The following is a 22461-nucleotide window of genomic DNA, read 5'->3' as shown; positions in this document are numbered from 1 at the left end:
GAAAGCGAAGTTTTGCACAGAAATCAACAGCGGTGTAATAAGCGAATTTCTATGAGCTCTTTTATCCCATTTGTTCGTCTCTAAAATAGGTTAATTTAGTTATGTATCAATCTCTTTTTGTGATTTAATAAATATTTCGAAAGTCGAACGAAATTTTAACGAAACAGATATAGAAAATAGGTATATGATTGTGTTCGCTACTTGAAAGTTATATACTATGTTAATGTGATGAGTTTTATGCATAAGCATAAGGCTCTCACATTTTTTTGCGATTTACAGGTGCAACGTGACAATTGTCATGGCGAAAGGAGATTTTTTTATGAATGAAAAACAACGTTTAGAAAGCAACCAAGTTAATCCAGCGGACAAAAAATCCGAAAAGGATTACAGTAAATATTTTCAAACAGTATACATGCCACCTTCTTTAAAAGATGCGAAAAAACGAGGAAAAGAAGAAGTTTCCTATCACAATGATTTTGCAATCGATGAACAGTTTCATGGAATGGGACAGGGACGCAAGTTTTATATCCGTACGTACGGCTGTCAAATGAATGAGCACGATACAGAAGTAATGGCTGGTATTTTTCTAGGCCTTGGCTACGAGCCAACTGACTCTGTTGAAGATGCTCATGTTATTTTATTGAATACGTGTGCAATCCGTGAAAATGCAGAAAATAAAGTGTTTGGTGAATTAGGACACTTGAAGGCCTTGAAGCGCGAGCGCCCTGAGCTATTAATCGGCGTCTGCGGATGTATGTCTCAAGAAGAGTCAGTTGTAAATAAAATTTTACAAAAACATCAGCACGTGGATATGATTTTTGGTACACACAACATTCACCGTTTGCCTCACATTCTAAATGAAGCATACTTAGCAAAAGAAATGGTAATTGAAGTATGGTCTAAAGAAGGGGATGTTATTGAAAACCTTCCAAGAGCACGTAAAGGCAGCGTTAAAGCATGGGTTAACATCATGTACGGCTGTGACAAGTTCTGTACGTACTGTATCGTTCCGTATACGCGAGGAAAAGAACGAAGCCGCCGTCCAGAAGACATTATCCAAGAAGTACGTCATTTAGCTGCTCAAGGCTATAAAGAAATTACGCTTTTAGGCCAAAACGTTAATGCATACGGAAAAGATTTTGAAGACATGACGTACGGCTTAGGGGATTTAATGGATGAAATCCGTAAAATTGATGTTGCCCGTATTCGTTTTACAACAAGTCACCCTCGAGACTTTGATGACCGTTTAATTGAAGTTCTAGCTAAAGGCGGAAATCTTGTCGACCACATTCACTTACCTGTGCAATCAGGAAGCAGCGACATCTTAAAAATTATGGCACGAAAATATTCTCGTGAACATTATTTAGAGCTTGTTCGTAAAATTAAAGAAGCCATTCCAACGGCATCATTAACAACTGATATTATTGTTGGTTTCCCAAATGAAACGGATGAGCAGTTTGAAGAAACAATGTCACTATATCGTGAGGTTGAATTTGATAGTGCGTACACGTTTATTTACTCACCTCGTGAAGGTACTCCGGCTGCTAAGATGCAAGACAATGTACCAATGGAAGTGAAAAAAGAGCGTCTTCAGCGCTTAAATGCTCTTGTAAATGAAATTTCTGCAAAGAAATTGAAGGAATATGAAGGTAAAGTTGTCGAAGTATTAGTAGAAGGTGAAAGTAAAAATAACCCTGAAGTACTGGCAGGCTACACTGAAAAAAGTAAGCTTGTAAACTTCAAAGCACCTAAGTCAGTGATTGGTCAACTTGTAAAAGTAAAAGTTACAAAAGCCAAAACATGGACATTAAACGGGGAAATGGTAGAAGAAACAGCAGAGGTGAAGTAATATGGCGCAGTATAACAAGAGTGACGTAATTAAACGTGCTCAAGAGCTGGCAAAAATGATTGCTGAAACGGAAGAAGTAGATTTCTTCAAGCGTGCCGAAGCTCAGCTTAACGAAAATCAAAAAGTGCGTGAAACCATTGCAAGCATTAAAAGTTTGCAAAAACAAGCTGTTAATTTCCAACATTATGGTAAAACAGAAGCGTTAAAACAAGTGGAGGCAAAAATCGATCGCTTACAGGAAGAGCTCGATGAACTGCCGATTATTCAGCAGTTTCAAGAGTCTCAAATAAACGTGAATGATTTGCTTCAACTTGTTGCTAACACTATTTCAAACACAGTAACGGATGAAATTATTGTGTCAACAGATGGTGATTTACTGCGCGGTGAAACAGGTTCACAGGTGCGAAACAGCCCTGGATCTAGCTGCTCATAAAGAAAAAATGCCTCAGCAATTTGCTGAGGCATTTTTTTGTGCATCCCGTGGCATAAAATTGGGCAGATTTTCTCTCTAATAATTGTCACGTTTTTCTATATCCTTGCATACAATGGAACATAGGTTTTTTATGCCTTAAACCTAGTTTCTTAAAAATAATGTGCAAACAAGTGAATGAGCCTGCATAGGATGAAATGAAGATAGTTTGAGGAGGGTATGCTCACATGTCACAACACTATAGAGAAATTATTACAAAAGCAGTCGTAGGTAAAGGTCGCAAGTTTACACAATCGTCTCATACGCTTGCACCGAAAAATCGACCAACAAGCATCTTGGGGTGCTGGGTGATTAACCATGAGTACAAAGCAAAAAAAAGCGGCAGCAATGTAGAAGTTGACGGCAGATATGATATTAACATCTGGTATTCGTACAATAATAATACAAAAACCGAAGTTTGGACGGAAACCGTATCATACAAAGATAATATTAAGCTGCGCTATAAAGATGAAGATTCGATTGGAGACGATTATGAAGTAATTGTTCGCGTGCTGCAGCAGCCAAATTGCCTAGAGTGCACAATTTCACCAAATGGCAATAAAACGATTGTTCAAGTAGAGAGAGAATTATTGGCAGAAGTGATTGGCGAAACCAAGGTTTGTGTTGCAGTAAATCCGAAAGGCTGCGATGATGAAGATGAGTTTGATTTAGACGTAGATGATGATGAATTTGAAGATTTGGATCCTGATTTTATATTAGGGGACGATGAGTAACTAGGAAGAAGTTCTTCCTAGTTTTTTTATTTTTACTATTTTAAGAAAATTCTTATAAAAACAAAAAAATATATTGCTTTTTGTCGAATGCGCAGTGTATAGTAAATCTAAAGAAAATAATGCATTAATTTTCAGAAAATTTAGTTATATCAGATAAGTATTTTTTGGGGGTTTACTATGAGCTTATTTCGAAAAAAATCAATTCAAACGTTAATTAGTGAAACCAATTCTAAAGGTGTTAAATTAAAAAAGGATTTAGGCGCTTTCGATTTAACAATGTTAGGAATTGGAGCCATTATCGGAACCGGAATTTTTGTATTAACGGGTGTAGCCGCCGCTGAACATGCCGGTCCAGCTTTAGTTATATCTTTCATTATGTCAGGACTTGCGTGTGTGTTTGCAGCTCTTTGTTATGCAGAGTTTGCCTCAACAGTTCCAGTTTCAGGAAGTGCATACACTTACAGTTATGCAACATTTGGTGAATTAATCGCTTGGATTTTAGGGTGGGATCTTATCTTGGAATACGGTCTTGCTTCTTCTGCTGTAGCCAGCGGATGGTCCGGGTATTTCCAAGGATTATTAGCAGGGTTTGGCATACATTTTCCCAAAGCTTTAACAAGTGCATACAATCCTGCAAACGGCACGTATATTGATATTCCAGCAATTATGATCGTGTTTTTAATCACATTACTTTTAACGCAAGGAGTAAAAAAATCTTCACGTTTTAATGCTATCATGGTTATTATTAAACTTGCTGTTGTACTTCTGTTTATCGGGGTAGGAGTTAGCTATGTTAAACCAGAAAACTGGACGCCGTTTATGCCGTTTGGTTTCTCGGGAGTAGCGACAGGAGCAGCAACTGTATTCTTCGCCTACATTGGGTTTGATGCTGTAGCAACAGCGGCCGAGGAAGTACGCAAGCCTCAGCGGGATATGCCAATCGGAATTATCGCATCTCTCGCGATTTGTACAGTCCTTTATATCGTCGTATCGCTTATCTTAACAGGAATCGTACCTTATACAGAATTAAATGTTAAAAACCCTGTAGCATTTGCTTTAAGCTACATTAACCAAGACTGGGTAGCAGGATTTATTTCATTAGGCGCAATTGTTGGTATTACAACGGTATTACTCGTTATGATGTATGGACAAACTCGTTTATTTTATGCGATCAGTCGAGATGGTCTATTGCCAAAGCCTTTTTCAAAAATTAGTGAGAAAAAACAAACGCCAGTAGTAAATACGTGGATTACATGTTTACTAGTATCCATCTTCTCTGGTTTAGTACCATTAGGAAGATTAGCAGAGTTAACAAACATCGGTACTCTTTTTGCTTTCATGACCGTATCAATTGGAATTTTATATTTACGTAAATCAAAACAAACTTCAGAATCGACTGGTTTCCGCGTACCGTTCGTGCCGGTGATTCCAATTTTAGCTTTTGTGTTCTGTTTATACTTAGCACTTCAGCTTCCAAAGTTAACATGGATTAGTTTCGTAATTTGGCTTGTACTAGGGCTAGTGGTTTACTTCTTATACGGACGTAAGCATAGTCATTTGAACAGCAGTAAATAATGAAAAGCTTCGGACAAGCTTCTTCCTTCGTCCGAAGCTTTTTTATTTGTTTTATGAAAAGAAATTGAAAATTGTTCTATTTGAATAAATTAAGTTTAAGAAAGACTTATGTTATAATACGTGTAGCAAAAACGCACAACTAGATGTGGTATGGAGGAATAGTATGGCAGCGTATACGCCAATGATACAGCAATATTTGAGAATTAAGGCAGAGTATCAAGATGCCTTTTTATTTTTTAGATTAGGTGATTTTTATGAAATGTTCTTTGAAGATGCTACGACAGCTTCTCAAGAACTTGAAATAACATTAACAAGTCGAGACGGAGGAGGACAAGAGAGAATTCCGATGTGCGGGGTTCCGTATCACTCTGCTCCTACGTATATCGAGCGTTTAATTGAAAAGGGATTTAAAGTAGCTATTTGTGAGCAAGTAGAAGACCCTAAGCATGCAAAAGGTGTTGTAAAGCGAGAAGTGGTACAGGTGATTTCACCCGGAACACTGATGAACGAACGCGGACTGCATGAAAAGGAAAATAACTATATTTGTTCTGTTACTGGGTTCGAGGATCAAACGTTTGGTCTTGCTCTTTCTGATTTGTCTACAGGAGAAAACAGCGTAACGCTTGTTAGTTCGTTTCACGATATAGTCTCAGAGATTTATGCAAAAGAAGCAAAAGAAGTCGTTGTAAGCTCTGAGTTTCCTGCTGACTTATTACAAACACTAAAAGAGCGCATGACGATTACCATTTCTTATGAGAATAGTACAGAGCAAGTAGAAGGACTAGATTATTTAGTAGAGTCGCTTCAGCAGCAAAAGCTTATTACAACGTTTGCGCGTATTCTTCAGTATTTAACTCGCACGCAGAAGCGTTCGCTTGAACACTTACAGCCCGTGCAGTTTTATCAAATCAATGAATATATGAAAATTGATTTGTTCTCTAAGCGAAACTTAGAGTTAACCGAAACGATTCGTTCAAAAGGAAAGAAAGGCTCGCTTCTATGGTTATTAGACCAGACTGTTACGGCAATGGGCGGCCGTTTATTAAAAAATTGGATTGACCGTCCGCTTTTAAAACAAGCGGATATTGATAATCGTTTGAATATGGTAGATGTCTTAATGAAACAGTTTTTTGAACGAGAAGAACTGCGGGAGTTGCTAAAAGACGTATATGATTTAGAACGCTTAGCTGGTCGAGTAGCTTTTGGTAATGTAAATGCTCGTGATTTAATTCAATTAAAAAAATCATTGCAAAATGTGCCTCATATCCAAGAGGTTGTGAATCGTTTGAATCACCCTTATGCCACCAAGCTTGTTGAAGACATTGATCCTTGTGAGCGATTAGCTAATCTTCTTGAAAGAGGATTAAAAGAGCACCCTCCTTTGTCAATTAAAGAAGGAGACATTATTAATGACGGCTATCATGAACAGCTTGATCAATACCGAGATGCAAGCCGAAACGGAAAAACGTGGATTGCGTCACTTGAACAGCAAGAGCGTGAGAAAACAGGGATTCGCTCACTGAAAATTGGTTATAATCGCGTGTTCGGCTATTATATAGAAGTAACGCGGGCAAATCTCCATCTTTTGCCTGAAGGAATGTATGAACGAAAACAGACGTTAACCAATGCAGAACGTTTTATTACCCCTGAGCTGAAAGAAAAAGAAGCGCTGATTTTAGAAGCGGAAGAGAAAATTGTAGAGCTGGAATATGAATTGTTTTTACAAATTCGTGAAGAAGTAAAAGCATATATTCCAAGGCTGCAAGAACTCGCTAAAAAAGTAAGTGAGCTTGACGTACTGCAGTGCTTTGCAAAAATCAGTGAAGAACGTCATTACACGAAGCCTATTTTTTCAAGTGAAGATATTTCGATTCAAAATGGACGCCATCCAGTGGTAGAAAAAGTAATGAACTCGCAGGAATATGTGCCAAACGACTGTCAAATGACGGATGATAGTTCAATTTTACTGATTACAGGACCCAATATGTCTGGTAAAAGTACGTACATGCGTCAGGTCGCTTTAACGGCGATATTAGCTCAAATTGGCTGTTTTGTGCCAGCAGACGAAGCGGTTCTGCCGATTTTTGATCAAGTGTTTACACGTATCGGAGCAGCCGATGACTTAATTTCAGGTCAAAGTACGTTTATGGTCGAGATGCTAGAAACGAAAAATGCAGTGACAAATGCCACTCAGTCGAGTTTAATTCTGTTAGATGAAATTGGACGCGGCACGTCTACGTATGACGGAATGGCTCTTGCTCAAGCAATTATTGAATACGTTCATGAACATATTGGCTGTAAGACACTATTTTCTACTCATTATCATGAATTAACCGTACTCGATGAGTCGCTTCCTGCGCTTAAAAATGTTCATGTAAGCGCGGTTGAAAAAAATGGGAAAGTCGTCTTTTTACACAAAATCAAAGATGGTGCCGCAGATAAAAGTTATGGTATTCACGTAGCGGAACTAGCGGAACTTCCAGATCCGCTTCTAGAGCGAGCTCGCGTCATCTTACACGATTTAGAACAATCTTCTGAGCGTGAACCTGTACATCAGGCTCCAAAAAGAGAAGAGATGACACAACAAGTTCCACAAGAAGGTGCTTCTTTGGTTCAAGAAGAACGTGCAGATAATAAAAAAGCAGATGAAGCCAATCAGCTTTCGTTCTTTGAAATAGAAGAGAAAAAAGAAAAGCCTGCGCTTTCGAAACGGGAAAAAGCAATTATAGATCGTTTAAAAGAGCTGGATATTTTAGAAATGACGCCTTTAGACGCAATGAATGCGATGTATGAACTGCAAAAATCATTAAAGAAAAAATAGATTGAGAGGAGTGAGTCTGTGGGTAAAATTGTGCAGCTTTCAGACGAACTTTCAAATAAAATTGCTGCCGGAGAGGTTGTTGAACGACCTGCTTCGGTGGTGAAAGAACTAGTCGAAAATGCTATTGATGCAAACAGTACAGTTATTGAAATTGAGCTAGAAGAAGCTGGGCTTTCAAAAATTCGTATATTGGATAATGGAGACGGCATTGCTTCTGAAGACTGCTTGACCGCTTTTAAAAGACATGCGACAAGTAAAATCAAAACAGAGCAAGATTTATTTCGAATTCGAACGTTAGGATTTCGCGGTGAAGCTTTGCCAAGTATTGCTTCGGTTTCAATGCTTGAACTCAAAACGAGTACGGGAGAAGAAGCCGGCACTCATCTTAAACTTAGAGGCGGAGAAATCGTTCATCACGAATTAACGTCAAGTCGAAAAGGTACCGAACTTGTTATTGAAAACTTATTTTTCAACACACCTGCACGTTTAAAATATATGAAGACGGTAAACACGGAGCTTGGTAACGTAACGGACGTAGTCAATCGCCTTGCGATGTCTCATCCTGAAGTTTCAATTCGGCTGATGCATCAAGGAAGACAGCTTCTGTATACGAACGGAAGCGGAGATGTGCGTCAAGTGCTTGCAGCTATTTATGGAATGGCAGTGGCCAGAAAAATGATTCCGATTAACGTTCAGTCTCTTGATTATGAAGTGAGTGGTTACGTCGCTCTTCCTGAAATTACAAGAGCTTCTCGTAACTACATGTCGACCATTATTAACGGTCGGTTTGTTAAAAACTACGGGCTGTTAAAAGCGGTACAGCAGGGCTATCATACCCTTTTACCTATCGGCCGTTTTCCAATCGTGTTTTTAACCATTACAATGGACCCTTTGTTAGTGGACGTGAATGTTCATCCAGCGAAACTAGAAGTGCGCTTAAGTAAGGAAGCGGAGCTGTTTGAACTTATTGAACAAGGAGTGAAAGCTGCTTTTAAAAAGCAGCAGTTAATTCCGGATGCTGTAGTACCAACTAAGTCAAAATCAGCTGTTCAGCCAACTGAGCAGCAGACCTTTACATTTGATCATCGGTCTAAACCGTCTGGCTATCAGCCGTCTGACATGGTTCGCGAGCCTAGCCTTAAGGAGGCTCCCGCTCGTGTAGACGAGATCATGCCGCCTGTTAAAAAAGAGGTCATACGTCAAGATGAAGAACTCGAACCAACGTTTCGAGAAATAGAACACTATGAAGAATCGGTGGAAGAAAACGCTCCTATTCCAGAACCGAGCCATTCAGCCAAAGAGCGGCCAGAACCGCGTGTTCCTGCGATGTACCCAATTGGCCAAATGCACGGAACGTATATTTTGGCACAAAATGAAAAAGGATTATTTATTATTGATCAGCACGCGGCGCAGGAGAGAATTAAGTACGAATATTTTAAGCGAAAGCTTGGAGAAGTAGATTCAGAAGTTCAAGAACTGCTTATGCCGCTTACGCTAGAGTTCTCGGGAAATGAAGCCTTGATTTTAGAAGAATACAAAGACATGCTTGCTGAAGTAGGAGTCTTTTTAGAACCGTTTGGACAAAACTCCTATATAGTTCGTTCGCATCCGCAGTGGTTTCCAAAAGGAGAGGAACAGGAAACCATTGAAGAAATGATTCAGCAAATCTTTACGATGAAACGAGTCAATATCGAAAAGTTACGAGAAGAAGCGGCTATTATGATGAGCTGTAAAGGATCGATTAAAGCGAATCATCATTTGCGAAACGATGAGATTTTTGCTTTACTTGAAACGTTGAGAAAAACAACAGATCCATTTACGTGTCCGCACGGACGACCAATTATTATTCATCATTCGACGTATGAAATGGAAAAAATGTTTAAGCGAGTGATGTAGGCAAATGCGGCTAGCTGCAGCTAGCCGTTTTGTTGAATAAATCATGGCCATTTGGATAAAATGGAATGATGTGAATGCCTATAGATGAAAGTAGTGTTGTTATGACGGGAGAGAAACCCAAACTTATTGTCATTATTGGACCAACTGCGGTTGGTAAAACAAAATTGAGCATTGAACTTGCCAAACAGTTAGACGGAGAAATTATTTCAGGTGATTCCATGCAAATTTATAAAGGGATGGATATCGGAACAGCAAAGGTGTCAGAAGAAGAGATGCAGGGTATTCCCCATTACCTGATCGATATTAAGGAGCCAGATGAATCGTTTTCTGTGGCAGAATTTCAAGAGATTGTAAGAAAACAAATCGATGATATTCATGCTAGAGGAAAAATGCCGATGATTGTTGGAGGGACGGGTCTTTATATTCAATCCGTTATTTATGATTATCAGTTCACAGAAACTCCTAGTGATGAAAAAGTTCGTGAACGAATGGAAGTATTTATTAAAGCTCATGGCATTGATCCCCTGTATGAAAAGCTAAAAGAAATTGACCCAGACAGTGCAGCTGCTATCCATAAAAATAACCATCGCCGTGTAATCAGAGCGCTTGAAGTTTATGAAGTAACCGGCAAAAAATTCAGTGACTATACAAAAGAACAGTCGCAAGAGTTATTATATGACGTAAGCATTATTGGACTTACAATGGATAGAGACGTATTATATGAGAGAATTAATCACCGAGTCGATATGATGATGCAGGCTGGACTGCTTGATGAAGTCAAATCATTGTACGAAAGTGGTCTGCATGATGTACAATCAATTCAAGCTATCGGCTATAAAGAGCTGTATGCTTATTTTGAAGGACGCTGTACGCTCGAAGAAGCCGTTGAACAGTTGAAACAAAATTCACGCAGATATGCAAAGCGTCAGTTAACGTGGTTTCGAAATAAAATGCCTGTAAAATGGATAGAGATGGAAGTTGACAATTTTCCCGAAAAGTTTGCTGAAATTTTTACATATATTGCAGGAAAGCTGAAGAAAGAAGCGAATTAAGTAAACAGATAGAGAAACGAGGAGGCCGAATAATGAAACAATCAGTTAATATTCAAGACCAATTTTTAAATCAATTACGTAAAGAAAATATTTATGTGACGGTATTTCTTTTAAATGGTTTTCAATTAAGAGGACTAATTAAAGGATTTGATAACTTTACTGTGTTAATTGAATCTGAAGGAAAACAGCAGCTGATTTATAAACATGCTATTTCGACATTTGTACCAAATAAAAATATTACAGTAGAACTTGAATAGAGATTAATGAGAAGCATCCGCATATTCGGATGCTTTTTTTATGCAAATAAAGGCTTAAAAAAGTTTCTTAACATTGTTTTTACTCATCGAACATAAACCTTATAATAGACGATTATTTCTTCGGTAATAAGAGATCATTGTCTTCGTATCGTTCATCGCATGCAGCTATGCGATACAGAGAAGTGGGATGAAACGAGAGGTGAACATGGTGGAGCAGCCGATAACTCTTAAAAATAATGGGCAAATTAATATCATTTTAAATAATGAAACAAAAAAGGAAAAATCGTATACGACATCAATTCCGCGTCCTGCCAAAAAAGCTGTGATAAATCATGAGCCGCTTCGGGAAATTGAACGAGAAATGAGCGGACTGGTTGGAATGGAAGAATTGAAAAAAATGATAAAAGAAATATATGCGTGGTTATATATTAACAAAAAAAGAGAGGAACAGGGCTTAAAAGCGGGAAAGCAGGCGCTGCATATGATGTTTAAAGGAAATCCAGGAACAGGGAAAACGACGGTAGCCCGCCTCCTAGGTAAATTATTTTTGAATATGAACATCTTGTCCAAAGGACATTTAATTGAAGCAGAGCGGGCAGATTTAGTTGGAGAATACATTGGTCATACGGCTCAGAAAACGAGAGATCTTGTAAAAAAAGCGCTTGGAGGTATTTTATTTATTGATGAGGCTTATTCTCTTGCAAGAGGGGGAGAAAAAGATTTTGGAAAAGAAGCGATTGATACATTGGTCAAACATATGGAAGATTCAAATGATAAGTTTGTATTGATTTTAGCTGGTTATCCAAGAGAAATGGAAAATTTCTTAAGTCTTAATCCAGGACTGCGCTCTAGGTTTCCGTTTATTTTTGATTTTCCGGATTATGATGTCAATGAACTGATGGACATTGCCGGTCACATGATGAATGACAGACAGTATCAGTTTAGTACAGAGGCCTATAAAAAGCTAAAAGATCATTTCATGGACGTGAAGTACAATCAGACGCCTAGGGATTTTAGTAACGGTAGATATGTGCGAAACATTATCGAACGTTCCATACGCACTCAATCCATGAGGCTTTTAGAAGAAGAAAGCTATGAGCGCAACGAGCTTCTAACTTTAACGTCAAGCGATATTCAGCTGTAAAAAAAAGCCTTTCGTCATGAAAGGCTTTTTTCTACATATTTGGCTGTCGAATCGTTTTGATCGGCAGGCGCCATTTGTAAATATATGAACACATCCGAAGACCTACAAGTAAGATAAATAACGTATAAAGTTCTACAGGCGTATTTGTAATATGCAGCCCCACGCTAAATCCTGCGATAATCGCCCATACCGCATAAATTTCATCTTTAAGAACAGTAGGCTTTCGGCGTGCTAATAAATCTCGGATAATCCCCCCACCGCTTCCTGTTAAGACCGCAGCTACAATAACCGCGCTAAGCGGATGGTTCATATGAGTGGCATAAAGTGCTCCTTGAATCGCGAATGCTGCAAGGCCAATGGCATCCGAAAAGTTTCCCCATCGCTTCCAATGTTTTAAGATATTGTTTGGAAATAAAAAAGTGGCAGTGATAGATAATAAAGCAATCTGAAAAAAGAGTCCTTGTTCCCAAAGGGCAGACACCGGTACACCGATAAGCAGGTTTCGAATGGCTCCTCCGCCAAAAGCCGTTACGATTCCGAGTATGTAAACGCCTAAAATATCATATTCCTCTTCCATGGCAATGAAAGCTCCGCTGATTGCAAATGCAATCGTTCCAATAATGCTAAGTACGTCCCAAGTCATGATGCTATCCCCTTTATTCTGTTTTCACCAAGTAGCGACTATTATTTTAAAATCAGGCAGCCTGATTCAAATTTCGATAAGTAAACCAACTCAAATTGTATACAGAATTTCGTGATATTTCAATGTTTTTTTAATCATCGTTTTATAGATTTTAAAAAGGGTGTTAAACTAGTAAAAGACAATGTATTCTGTCTCTTTTGCAAAGATGGAGAAATGGACATTTTTTTGATATGATATGAATGATTTGTCAATTTAATAGTAAGGGAAGGAAAAATCTTTGACAGCAGAAATGAATACTGAACTTGAACGCGTAATTTTAGTCGGATGTCAGCTTCATGACGATGACGAACGTTTTGAATATTCAATGGATGAGCTAGCTTCTTTAACTGAGACTGCAAAAGGCGAAGTGCTGGTAAGGTTAACGCAAAAGCGCGATCGCATTCATCCAGCTACTTATATTGGAAAAGGGAAAGTAGAAGAACTTGTAGCTCTTGAAGAAGAGTTAGAGCCTGATTTAATTGTATTTAATGATGAATTGTCACCGAGTCAAATCCGCAATTTGTCAGCAGGGTTATCTGCGCGTATTATTGACCGCACGCAGCTGATTTTGGATATCTTCGCACAGCGTGCTCAAACGCGAGAAGGAAAAATGCAGGTGGAACTTGCTCAATTAAATTATCTGCTACCTAGGTTAGTAGGACAAGGTACCGCTTTGTCGCGTCTTGGAGGCGGAATTGGAACAAGAGGTCCTGGTGAAACGAAACTTGAAAGCGACCGTAGACATATTCGCCGTAAAATTGATGAAATTAAGCGTCAGTTAAAGACAGTGGTAAGTCACCGCGAACGTTATCGAGAAAGACGTAAGCGTAATCATGTCTATCAAATTGCAATTGTGGGCTATACGAACGCTGGTAAATCGACGATCTTTAACCGTTTAACAGAAGCTGGTATTTTTGAAGAAAATCAGCTGTTTGCAACTCTTGATCCAACGACTAGACAGTATACGCTTCCGTCAGGATTAACGGCTCTGTTAACGGATACGGTTGGATTTATTCAAGATCTTCCAACAACGTTAGTAGCCGCGTTCCGTTCAACACTTGAAGAAGTAACCGAAGCTGACCTTGTTCTGCACGTGGTAGATTCATCTAATCCAGATTACAACAACCACGAAAAAACAGTGCATCGCTTACTAGAAGAGCTGAACGTAACGGACATTCCGATGCTGACAGTTTACAATAAAGAAGATATGCAGCATGAACTATTTGTCCCATCCGCTTCGACATCGTTATCAATGAGCGCTTTTAAAGCCGCTGATTTAGTGAAGCTTGGGGAAAGAATTCAAGAAGAAATGAAAAAAGAAATGGCGTTTTTTCATGTGCTGCTGCCGGCTTATGAAGGGAAAATGCTCGCTGAACTCAAAACGGTCTCTATTGTTGAGTCGTTAAAATTCAATGAAGAAACTGAGAAGTATCAGTGCAAAGGGTATATTGCAAAAGAGCATCCCCTTTACAAAAAGCTACAAACGCTTGAAGAAAGTTGAGGAACAAAGAAATGATGTTTGATCAGTTAAAAAACGGGGCACGCATTCGAGAACTTGCTGCAAAAGTAGAAAAACAAATTAAGCCCGTGCATGAGAAAATTGACGAGCGCATTGAAGCAAATCAATTTCGGGTGCTGCAAAGCTTTCAGCAAAATCGAGTGAGTGATTCACATTTTAATCCGACAACGGGGTATGGATATGACGATCTAGGCCGCGATACGTTGGAGAACGTATACGCGGACGTTTTTGGAACAGAAGCTTGCCTGGTGCGTCCGCAAATTATTTCAGGTACGCACGCAATCGGCATATCGCTGTTTGGTGTACTGCGTCCTGGAGATGAACTATTATATATAACCGGAAAGCCTTATGACACCCTTGAAGAAATTGTTGGTATACGAGGAAGCGGCGTAGGCTCTTTAAAAGAATATAATATTAGCTATAAATCAGTAGATTTAACAGCGCAAGGTCAAGTGGATTTTGAGGAAGTGAAAGCGTCTATTCATGAGCACACAAAGATGATAGGCATTCAGCGCTCAAAAGGTTACGGCATTCGTCCTTCTTTTACAGTCGCGCAAATAAAAGAAATGATTTCTTTTGTAAAGAGTATTAAGCCTGACGTTACAGTATTTGTTGATAACTGCTACGGTGAATTTGTAGAAACAATCGAGCCAACGCATGTAGGAGCAGATTTGATGGCAGGGTCGCTTATTAAGAACCCCGGTGGAGGCCTTGCTAAAATCGGCGGTTATATTGCAGGACGCAAAGATTTAGTGGAGGCTTGTTCATACCGAATGACAACTCCTGGAATCGGTGCAGAAGCTGGAGCGACGCTTTATAGCTTACAAGAAATGTATCAAGGATTCTTCTTGGCGCCGCACGTAGTCGGTCAAGCATTAAAAGGAGCGGTTTTCTCATCCGCTATGTTTGAAGAACTAGGGATGCAAAGTGAACCGAAGTGGAACAGTGAACGAACGGATTTAATTCAATCCGTGCAGTTCGATGACCGCGATAAAATGGTTTCTTTTTGTCAGGCTATTCAATTCGCTTCGCCAATTAATTCACACGTAACAGCCTATCCTGCTTATATGCCAGGGTACGAAGATGATGTGATTATGGCAGCAGGAACGTTTATACAAGGAGCAAGCCTCGAGCTGACGGCAGATGGGCCTATCAGGCCTCCATATGTCGCTTACGTGCAGGGTGGGTTAACGTATGCTCACGTAAAAGTAGCAATATGTATGGCAGTAGATCAAATGCTGACGAAAGAACTTTTATAAAATATAAGATAGAAAGACTATTTTTCTCCCCGCTAAGAAAGAAAAGATAGGCTTATAAAAATAAACGAAGTGCTATTTATTTGTATAGAAGAAATGTTCAGAAAAATTTATGTTAGAATTACTAACATTCGGTTGACAGGTGAACTAACATAGCATACAATGTAAATAGTTAATCCAAAGGAGGAACTGAAATGAGTGACAACATTCGAAGAAATACGCCACTTTTCCCAATTGGAATTGTGATGCAGTTAACTGAGTTGTCGGCTCGCCAAATTCGCTACTATGAAGAACATGAATTAGTTGCACCAGTAAGAACAGAGGGAAATCGACGATTATTCTCATTTAACGATGTTGATAAGCTGCTTGAAATCCGTGATCTTATTGAACAAGGTGTAAACTTAGCAGGTGTAAAACAGCTGTTTCATCTTCAAAAGGAGCAAAAAGGGCATAAGCAAGAAGAAAAAGTTGTGGCAGCAACAGCAAAGCCAGAATTAACGGACGATGAATTGCGAAAAATGCTTCGTGCAGAACTTATGCAAGCAGGCCGTTTTAATCGAGCAACTTTAAATCAAGGAGATATGTCCAGGTTCTTTCATTAATAAAGTTATCAATATTTATGCCGTTCGTATATGAGGGGTATAGATTATAAATATTATATAGAGATTTAGGGGAGGATCACACGATGGCAAAGTACACAAAAGAAGATATTTTCCGCAAAGTTCAAGAAGAGAATGTAAAGTATATTCGTCTTCAGTTCACTGACATTTTAGGAACAATTAAAAACGTTGAAATTCCAGTAAGTCAATTAGAAAAAGCGTTAGACAACAAAATGATGTTTGACGGTTCTTCTATTGAAGGGTTTGTGCGTATTGAAGAATCAGATATGTACCTATTCCCGGATATTGATACATTTGTTATTTTCCCTTGGACATCTGAAAAAGGTAAAGTAGCACGTTTTATTTGTGACATCTACAATGCAGATAGAACTCCGTTTGATGGCGATCCACGTAATAACTTAAAACGTGTGTTAAAAGAGATGGAAGAGTTAGGATTTACTGATTTTAACCTTGGACCTGAGCCAGAGTTCTTCTTATTCAAATTAGACGAAAAAGGCGAACCTACATTAGAATTAAATGATAAAGGTGGCTACTTCGACTTAGCGCCAACTGACCTTGGTGAAAACTGCCGTCGTGACATCGTATTAGAGCTTGAAGAAATGGGCTTTGAAATTGAAGCATCTCACCATGAGGTAGCTCCTGGACAACACGAGATTGACTTCAAATATGCTGCTGCATTAAAAGCTTGTGATGATATCCAAACGTTCAAACTTGTTGTAAAAACAATTGCACGTAAACATGGCTTACATGCTACATTTATGCCAAAACCATTATTTGGTGTGAATGGTTCAGGTATGCACTGTAACGTTTCATTATTTAAAGATGGTCAAAACGCATTTTATGATGAAAACGGTAATCTAGAGCTAAGTGATACTGCTCGTCAATTTATCGCAGGTATCATCAAGCACGCACATAGCTTTACAGCAGTAACAAATCCTACTGTAAACTCTTATAAGCGCCTAGTGCCTGGATATGAGGCTCCTTGTTATGTTGCATGGTCTGCTCGCAACCGTAGCCCATTAATCCGTATTCCAGCTTCTCGCGGCGTAGGAACTCGTGTTGAGGTACGTAGCGTAGACCCAGCTGCTAACCCATATTTAGCAATGGCTGTTCTATTAAAAGCTGGTTTAGATGGAATCAAGAACAACCTTGAAGCTCCAAAACCTATCGATCGTAATATCTATGTAATGACAAAAGAAGAGCGTATTGAAGAAGGTATCGTAGATTTACCTGCAACATTAGCTCAAGCTTTAGATAGCTTCCAATCAAACGAAGTTATGGTTTCTGCATTAGGTGAACACTTAGCAGAGCACTTCGTTGAAGCGAAAGAAATCGAATGGGATATGTTCCGTACACAAGTTCATCCTTGGGAACGTGACCAATACATGAGCCAATATTAATTCCTAAAAGTCCGAGAGATCGTTTATACGTTCTCTCGGACTTTTTTGTTTTTCAAAATGAATAATATTCTGCATGCGTATATTAAATATCGAACTAAGCTGTTCATAAAACAAGTATAGGTGCCTGTCGTATAATTTACGGGAGGCTTTTTATTGTTTTGTTATATACAGGAAAGAATTTGGTTATATGAATTAAAAAGGATAATCTTTTTGTCTCATTGAATCTATATGTAAAAGTAGTGTATAACAGATAGAGAGATTGTTTATGTGTTCACTCTGCACTGTATTTCAGTATAACTTCAGAGAATTTTCAGCCAGGCACAGTATCGATAGAAAATACTGTTGGAGAGGAATGTAAGGAAAATGAAAGAAGGAAATTTCTTTAAAGGTTTGGTCATAGGAATTTTAATAAGCATTCCAATTTGGATTATTCTCATTGTTGTAGGTGTTCTGCTTTTTAAATAGGCTTATGACGATAATAGAATAGACAAAACTTTCCTTGTAGTGTATACTTTAAATGAAAATGATAATTATTATCATTTAATCAACGAATCAACGAATCAACACTCTGCATATAGCTTTCACTCCTTGAGAGCTATCCTTATTCAGTATTCTGTCTATAAAGCAGAATAACCCGTTGCCATTAGGCAACGGGTCTTTTTTTTAGTGATTTTTCACCTGCTAGGCTAGTATACGTAGCACTTTTTGCCCCCGTGCATATGTTAACAATAAGGAGGGACAAGTAATATGAAAAAAATCTATCTTGATGCAGGACATGGTGGGGCAGATGCAGGAGCAGTTGGAGCGAATGGACTGTATGAAAAAAACTTAGTTTTAAAAATTCAACAATATTTAATAAGCTATTTAAATAGCACCTACAGTGACTTTACGATTAAAACCACTCGTACCACAGATACTTTTTTATCGTTATCTCAGCGCGCTTCTCAAGCTAATTCGTGGGGAGCAGATGCATTTATGTCTATTCACGTAAATGCCGGTGGAGGAACAGGGTACGAAGATTATGTTTACAGAAGCGCTAGCAATGCCAGTAAAACGTTTCAATCAATTGTCCACGGCCAAGTACAGCCAACGCTGCTATCGTATAATCATCCGAATCGCGGTCGAAAGTCAGCCAATTATGCGGTGCTTCGCTTAACAAATATGCCCGCAGTACTAACTGAAATAGCTTTTATTGATAACCGCACCGATGCAGCACTTCTCCAAAACGAAGCTTTTTTAAAAAGCATGGGTGAATCGTATGCAAAAGGAATTGCCGTCTATTTGAATTTACCCCGTCGTGCAGTTCCAAACCCAAATCCAACACCAAATCCATCACCTTCTGAACCAGGTACAAAAACGTATACGATCAAGCAAGGAGATACGCTGTACAGTATTGCACAGAAGTACAATATAACAGTACAAGCGCTTCAAGAAGCGAATACAGGGCTTTCTGATCCTTTAACACTACAGGTTGGAAAAACAATTGTTATTCCTTCAGGGACTTCACCAAACCCATCTCCAACACCACCTGCTGAACAATATCCACTTCCCAATGGAATTTTAAAGCAAGGTGATTCTGGAGAAGCCGTGAAACAGCTTCAAAGAGCATTAAACGCAGTTAATTTTAAAGTAGGGTCAGTAGACGGAATATATGGAGTTCAAACGAAAGATGCAGTAAGACGTTTTCAGCTTGTGTATCTTCCTTATGATGTAGATGGCATTTATGGTCCTCAAACGAAAAACAAGCTAGCAGCCGTTTTAAAAGCAAAAAGTTAAAGCAAAAAGGTCTTCTGTAAGCGAGCAGAAGGCCTTTTGTTTTTCTGTTAAAAGCGCCTTAAGTACTATTTTATGGTTTACGTAAAATAATGCTTTACAAACCATTTGTACGGGAGTATATTATCTAAGAACAAAGGATAGTTATGAAAGAAACATGTTATCGATCATACCCTTTAACCGAAAATTATATTGACCTGTTATCGCTTAATTCGTCAGAAGTGGGGGACCCAAATTTGTGCATTGTCACTTGGGGTGAATCCTTTTTTTAAAGGTAGGGCTACTCTCATAGCCCGAATCCGACAGCTAACCCCATAAGCGTTTTGGAGAGGAGGTTTAAGCTGTGTAAAAACGCTGAGAACCCTTAGTGTTTTTTTTGTGCGCTTTTTTAACATAAAAAGGTATTTTTTAGGAATGATATCACTTGTTCGTGAACTTGTAACGGAGCTTAGCAATGAATAGTAAATAGTAGCTAGGCAATCATCGGAGGGAAATTGCGTGAACTATTCAGTTCTCAAAAGATTATTGATTGGAAAGCCGCTTAAAACAAAAGAGTTAGGCGATCAAAAGCTTAGTAAGCTTAAAGCACTGGCTATATTATCTTCAGATGCCTTATCTTCAGTGGCTTATGGAACAGAACAAATTTTGATTGTACTTGCAACAGTCGGCGTCCTTGCCTATTGGTATTCGATTCCAATTGCGATTGGGGTATTGGTACTCCTGACGGCTTTAATTCTTTCATATCGTCAAATTATTTATGCGTATCCGCAAGGCGGAGGAGCTTATATTGTTTCGAAAACCAATTTAGGAGAAAATCCTGGGCTTATCGCTGGGGGGTCACTGTTAGTAGATTATATTTTAACAGTTGCCGTGAGTGTTTCAGCAGGAACCGATGCTTTAACTTCGGCTTTTCCAACGCTGCATCATTACAATGTAGTAATTGCGTGTTTGCTGGTGATTTTTATTACCGTTTTAAATTTACGTGGTGTAACAGAATCCGCTTCTGTATTAGCTTATCCGGTTTATTTATTTGTTATTGCTCTTATTTTGTTAATAGCGGTAGGCTTGTTTAAAATAGCGACAGGCCAAGTTTCACCTGAGCTTCATCCATCTCTCGGTACAGTAGTGCCAGGTATTAGTTTGTTTTTATTATTAAAAGCTTTTTCGTCTGGCTGTTCGGCATTGACAGGTGTAGAAGCTATTTCAAATGCAGTGCCTAACTTTAAAGAGCCAGGTGCAAAAAATGCTGTTCATACATTAATGCTGATGGGCGGTATTTTAGCCGTTTTATTTTCGGGCATCACGTTTTTAGCTTATTGGCTTGGCATTTCTCCAAAAGCAGATGAAACGGTTGTATCACAAATTGCATCGAGTGTGTTTGGACGAAATGGATTTTATTATTTTATTCAAGGCACAACAGCTCTAATTCTAGTGCTAGCAGCGAATACGGGCTTTTCAGCTTTCCCTTTGCTGGCTGTCAACTTATCGTCTGATAAATACATGCCAAGAATGTTTCAAATTCGTGGCGATCGACTAGGCTATTCAAATGGAATTGTGACCCTTGGAATTGCTTCTATTGTCTTAATTGTAGCTTTTAAAGGAGCGACTGAACAATTAATCCCTCTTTATGCAGTTGGAGTGTTCATTCCATTCACGCTTTCTCAAACAGGCATGATTGTCAAATGGCTTAGAGAAAAGCCGGCCGGCTGGCAAGGAAAGCTAACCATTAACTTAATTGGTGCGCTTATTACCTTAACTGTGCTAATCATTTTGTTTACAACGAAGTTTTCACAAGTATGGTCCGTGCTCATTTTCTTACCGGTTATTGTCTATATTTTTCATCGCATTCATACGCATTATGAAGCGGTAGGAGAGCAGCTTCGCATTAAGCAAGGAGAAAAGATTGGAAAGCTTGAAGGAAGTGTGGTCATTGTTCCTGTAGCAGGAATGACAAAGGTAGTAGAAAATTCATTAAATTATGCAAGAACGATTGGCGATACCGTTATTGCAGTGCATGTGGCCTTTGATCGAGAAAGCGAAAAGAGAATGGAAGAGAAGTGGGAGAAGTGGCAGCCTGATATTCGTATTGTTACGTTTCATTCTCAATACCGCAGCTTAGTGCGGCCGCTGTTTCGATTCATTGATATGGCCGAGGAAAAAGCACGGGAAAACAATATGGCTATTACGGTCGTTATTCCACAATTCATTACGAAAAAAAGCTGGCAAAATATCCTTCACAATCAGTCCAGTCTGCTGTTAAAAGCACATTTGCTTTACCGTAAAAACGTAATCGTTACAACTGTACCGTACCGTTTTAAAAAATAATGAAACATGACTAAAAACCTCCAACTTGTATGTTGGAGGTTTTTAATTTTTAAATTCACATACACTAACCGTAATCGAATCTCATAAAGGCGCAAACGGAGGGATTGTATGAGTGAATTAATTAAGTTATTGCGAAAAGGAAATAAATCGGCCATGATGGCCGCTATAGTGAATACTATTATTTCCATTATTAAAGGGATTGCTTTCGCTTTAACAGGGAATGTAGCGATGTTTGCTGAAACGATGCACAGCTTAGGGGATGCAGCAAATCAGTTTTTTGTTTTTATAGGTTCGGCATTAAGTAAAAAAGCCCCGACCAAACGATTTCCAAACGGATTTGGCCGATTGGTTAATCTTGTTCTATTAGGAGCGGTTCTTGTAGTAGGAATTATGGCGTTTGAAACGATTAAAGAAGGATATCACCACATTCTTCATCCGACGAAGTCTTCAGGCTTTATTTTAAATATTGCAGTACTTGGCATCTCGGTGTTACTTGAAATGTTTGTTCTATTTAAGGCAATGAAAGAAATTTTGCACGATGTGGGGATAAACCCTGCAGAAACAAATGTTTTTGCGCAAAGCTTTGTTCATTTAAAGAAAGCCAAGCCAGCAACTAAACTTGTTTTTATGGAAGATCTGGTAGCTACTGGAGGAGGCGTATTGGCTTTAATCGCCGTTTTTATTTCGCGATTTACGCCTTTTCATCAAGCTGAAGGAATTGCTTCTATTTTAATTGGTCTTATGATGTTTTTTGTAGTAGGACGAGTCTTTTTAGATAATGCTGCTGGAGCGCTTGGCGAAGCGGATAAAGAAATGGAAATGAAAATTGGCGCGATTGTCATGCAAGATGTACAAGTGCGTGATATTCAAACGTTAATGGTGATGAAAGAAGGAGAAGAGCTTCACGTTGAATTAAAAGTAGAAATTGATCCTGCTTTAACAGTGGCAGAAGCTGATGATATTAAAGATCGTCTGGAAAATCGTATTTTACAGGAAAAAGGAGTAACGGATGTCATTATTGAATTTGATGAAGATGATGGAATTCCGGACTGGGTGCCAAGTGATTTACAGCTTCAAAAAGAATAAAAA

Annotated in this window: 17 protein-coding genes and 1 riboswitch; of the genes, 16 read left to right on the top strand and 1 reads right to left on the bottom strand. The window is 38.8% G+C overall.

The features are described from left to right. The first annotated feature begins 319 nt into the window (after nt 1-319). From miaB to spoVK, 9 genes are all read left to right on the top strand, one after another. The gene (gene miaB, locus LAV82_RS02260; RefSeq protein WP_025601388.1) at nt 320-1849 is read left to right on the top strand and encodes a tRNA (N6-isopentenyl adenosine(37)-C2)-methylthiotransferase MiaB; all 1530 of its coding nucleotides are present in this window, start codon (nt 320-322) and stop codon (nt 1847-1849) included. Nucleotide 1850: 1 nt separating this feature from the next. Then, nucleotides 1851-2282 carry a YlbF/YmcA family competence regulator gene (locus LAV82_RS02255; protein ID WP_013058797.1) on the top strand — a complete coding sequence of 144 codons (432 nt, stop codon included), beginning with the start codon at nt 1851-1853 and terminating at the stop codon, nt 2280-2282. Between the two features lie 224 nt (nt 2283-2506). Further along, nucleotides 2507-3052 (top strand): outer spore coat protein CotE, encoded by a 546-nt coding sequence (locus tag LAV82_RS02250; RefSeq protein WP_013058796.1) that lies wholly within the window; start codon nt 2507-2509, stop codon nt 3050-3052. Nucleotides 3053-3229: 177 nt separating this feature from the next. After that, on the top strand, nt 3230-4627 hold the full coding sequence (gene bcaP, locus LAV82_RS02245) for a branched-chain amino acid transporter BcaP (RefSeq protein ID WP_013084740.1): 1398 nt from the start codon (nt 3230-3232) through the stop codon (nt 4625-4627). A gap of 163 nt (nt 4628-4790) precedes the next feature. After that, a complete protein-coding gene (mutS, locus tag LAV82_RS02240; RefSeq protein ID WP_025601389.1) occupies nt 4791-7448 on the top strand; it encodes a DNA mismatch repair protein MutS in 2658 nt (885 codons plus the stop codon). Between the two features lie 18 nt (nt 7449-7466). Next, complete coding sequence (gene mutL, locus LAV82_RS02235) at nt 7467-9344, top strand: DNA mismatch repair endonuclease MutL (RefSeq protein WP_013058793.1); 1878 nt, start codon at nt 7467-7469, stop codon at nt 9342-9344. Between the two features lie 101 nt (nt 9345-9445). Beyond that, nucleotides 9446-10396, top strand: coding sequence for a tRNA (adenosine(37)-N6)-dimethylallyltransferase MiaA (gene miaA, locus LAV82_RS02230; RefSeq protein ID WP_053488000.1), 951 nt, complete (start codon nt 9446-9448; stop codon nt 10394-10396). A 32-nt stretch (nt 10397-10428) separates the two neighbouring features. Continuing rightward, on the top strand, nt 10429-10653 hold the full coding sequence (gene hfq, locus LAV82_RS02225; protein ID WP_013058791.1) for an RNA chaperone Hfq: 225 nt from the start codon (nt 10429-10431) through the stop codon (nt 10651-10653). A 187-nt stretch (nt 10654-10840) separates the two neighbouring features. Next, nucleotides 10841-11797 (top strand): stage V sporulation protein K, encoded by a 957-nt coding sequence (gene spoVK / locus LAV82_RS02220; protein WP_013058790.1) that lies wholly within the window; start codon nt 10841-10843, stop codon nt 11795-11797. Nucleotides 11798-11828: 31 nt separating this feature from the next. Here the strand turns inward: spoVK and LAV82_RS02215 are convergent, their stop codons facing one another. Then, the gene (locus LAV82_RS02215; RefSeq protein ID WP_013058789.1) at nt 11829-12440 is read right to left on the bottom strand and encodes a trimeric intracellular cation channel family protein; all 612 of its coding nucleotides are present in this window, start codon (nt 12438-12440) and stop codon (nt 11829-11831) included. 289 nt (nt 12441-12729) lie between these two features. Between LAV82_RS02215 and hflX the strand changes: the two genes are divergently transcribed. The 7 genes from hflX to LAV82_RS02180 all read left to right on the top strand — a co-directional run bounded on the left by hflX (nt 12730) and on the right by LAV82_RS02180 (nt 22458). After that, nucleotides 12730-13980, top strand: coding sequence for a GTPase HflX (gene hflX, locus LAV82_RS02210; protein WP_013058788.1), 1251 nt, complete (start codon nt 12730-12732; stop codon nt 13978-13980). A 14-nt stretch (nt 13981-13994) separates the two neighbouring features. Continuing rightward, complete coding sequence (locus LAV82_RS02205) at nt 13995-15257, top strand: methionine gamma-lyase family protein (protein ID WP_499715593.1); 1263 nt, start codon at nt 13995-13997, stop codon at nt 15255-15257. A 191-nt stretch (nt 15258-15448) separates the two neighbouring features. After that, nucleotides 15449-15856 carry a MerR family transcriptional regulator gene (locus tag LAV82_RS02200; RefSeq protein WP_013058786.1) on the top strand — a complete coding sequence of 136 codons (408 nt, stop codon included), beginning with the start codon at nt 15449-15451 and terminating at the stop codon, nt 15854-15856. 83 nt (nt 15857-15939) lie between these two features. After that, nucleotides 15940-17274, top strand: a complete 1335-nt coding sequence (gene glnA / locus LAV82_RS02195) for a type I glutamate--ammonia ligase (protein WP_013058785.1) — start codon at nt 15940-15942, stop codon at nt 17272-17274. A gap of 747 nt (nt 17275-18021) precedes the next feature. Beyond that, nucleotides 18022-19050, top strand: coding sequence for an N-acetylmuramoyl-L-alanine amidase (locus LAV82_RS02190; protein ID WP_499715591.1), 1029 nt, complete (start codon nt 18022-18024; stop codon nt 19048-19050). Between the two features lie 191 nt (nt 19051-19241). Further along, nucleotides 19242-19383: riboswitch (cyclic di-AMP (ydaO/yuaA leader) on the top strand. 162 nt (nt 19384-19545) lie between these two features. Further along, nucleotides 19546-21372, top strand: a complete 1827-nt coding sequence (gene kimA / locus LAV82_RS02185) for a potassium transporter KimA (protein WP_013058782.1) — start codon at nt 19546-19548, stop codon at nt 21370-21372. A 108-nt stretch (nt 21373-21480) separates the two neighbouring features. Continuing rightward, nucleotides 21481-22458: a cation diffusion facilitator family transporter gene (locus LAV82_RS02180; RefSeq protein ID WP_029320650.1), complete on the top strand. Its 978-nt coding sequence runs from the start codon at nt 21481-21483 to the stop codon at nt 22456-22458. Nucleotides 22459-22461 lie beyond the last annotated feature (3 nt).

The organism is Bacillus sp. ILBB4, assembly GCF_035064545.1.
In the GTDB taxonomy this organism is placed as follows: Bacteria; Bacillota; Bacilli; order Bacillales; family Bacillaceae_H; genus Priestia.
The sequence above is the reverse complement of the archived record's forward strand: the minus strand, read 5'-3'. Positions and strand labels throughout refer to the sequence as shown.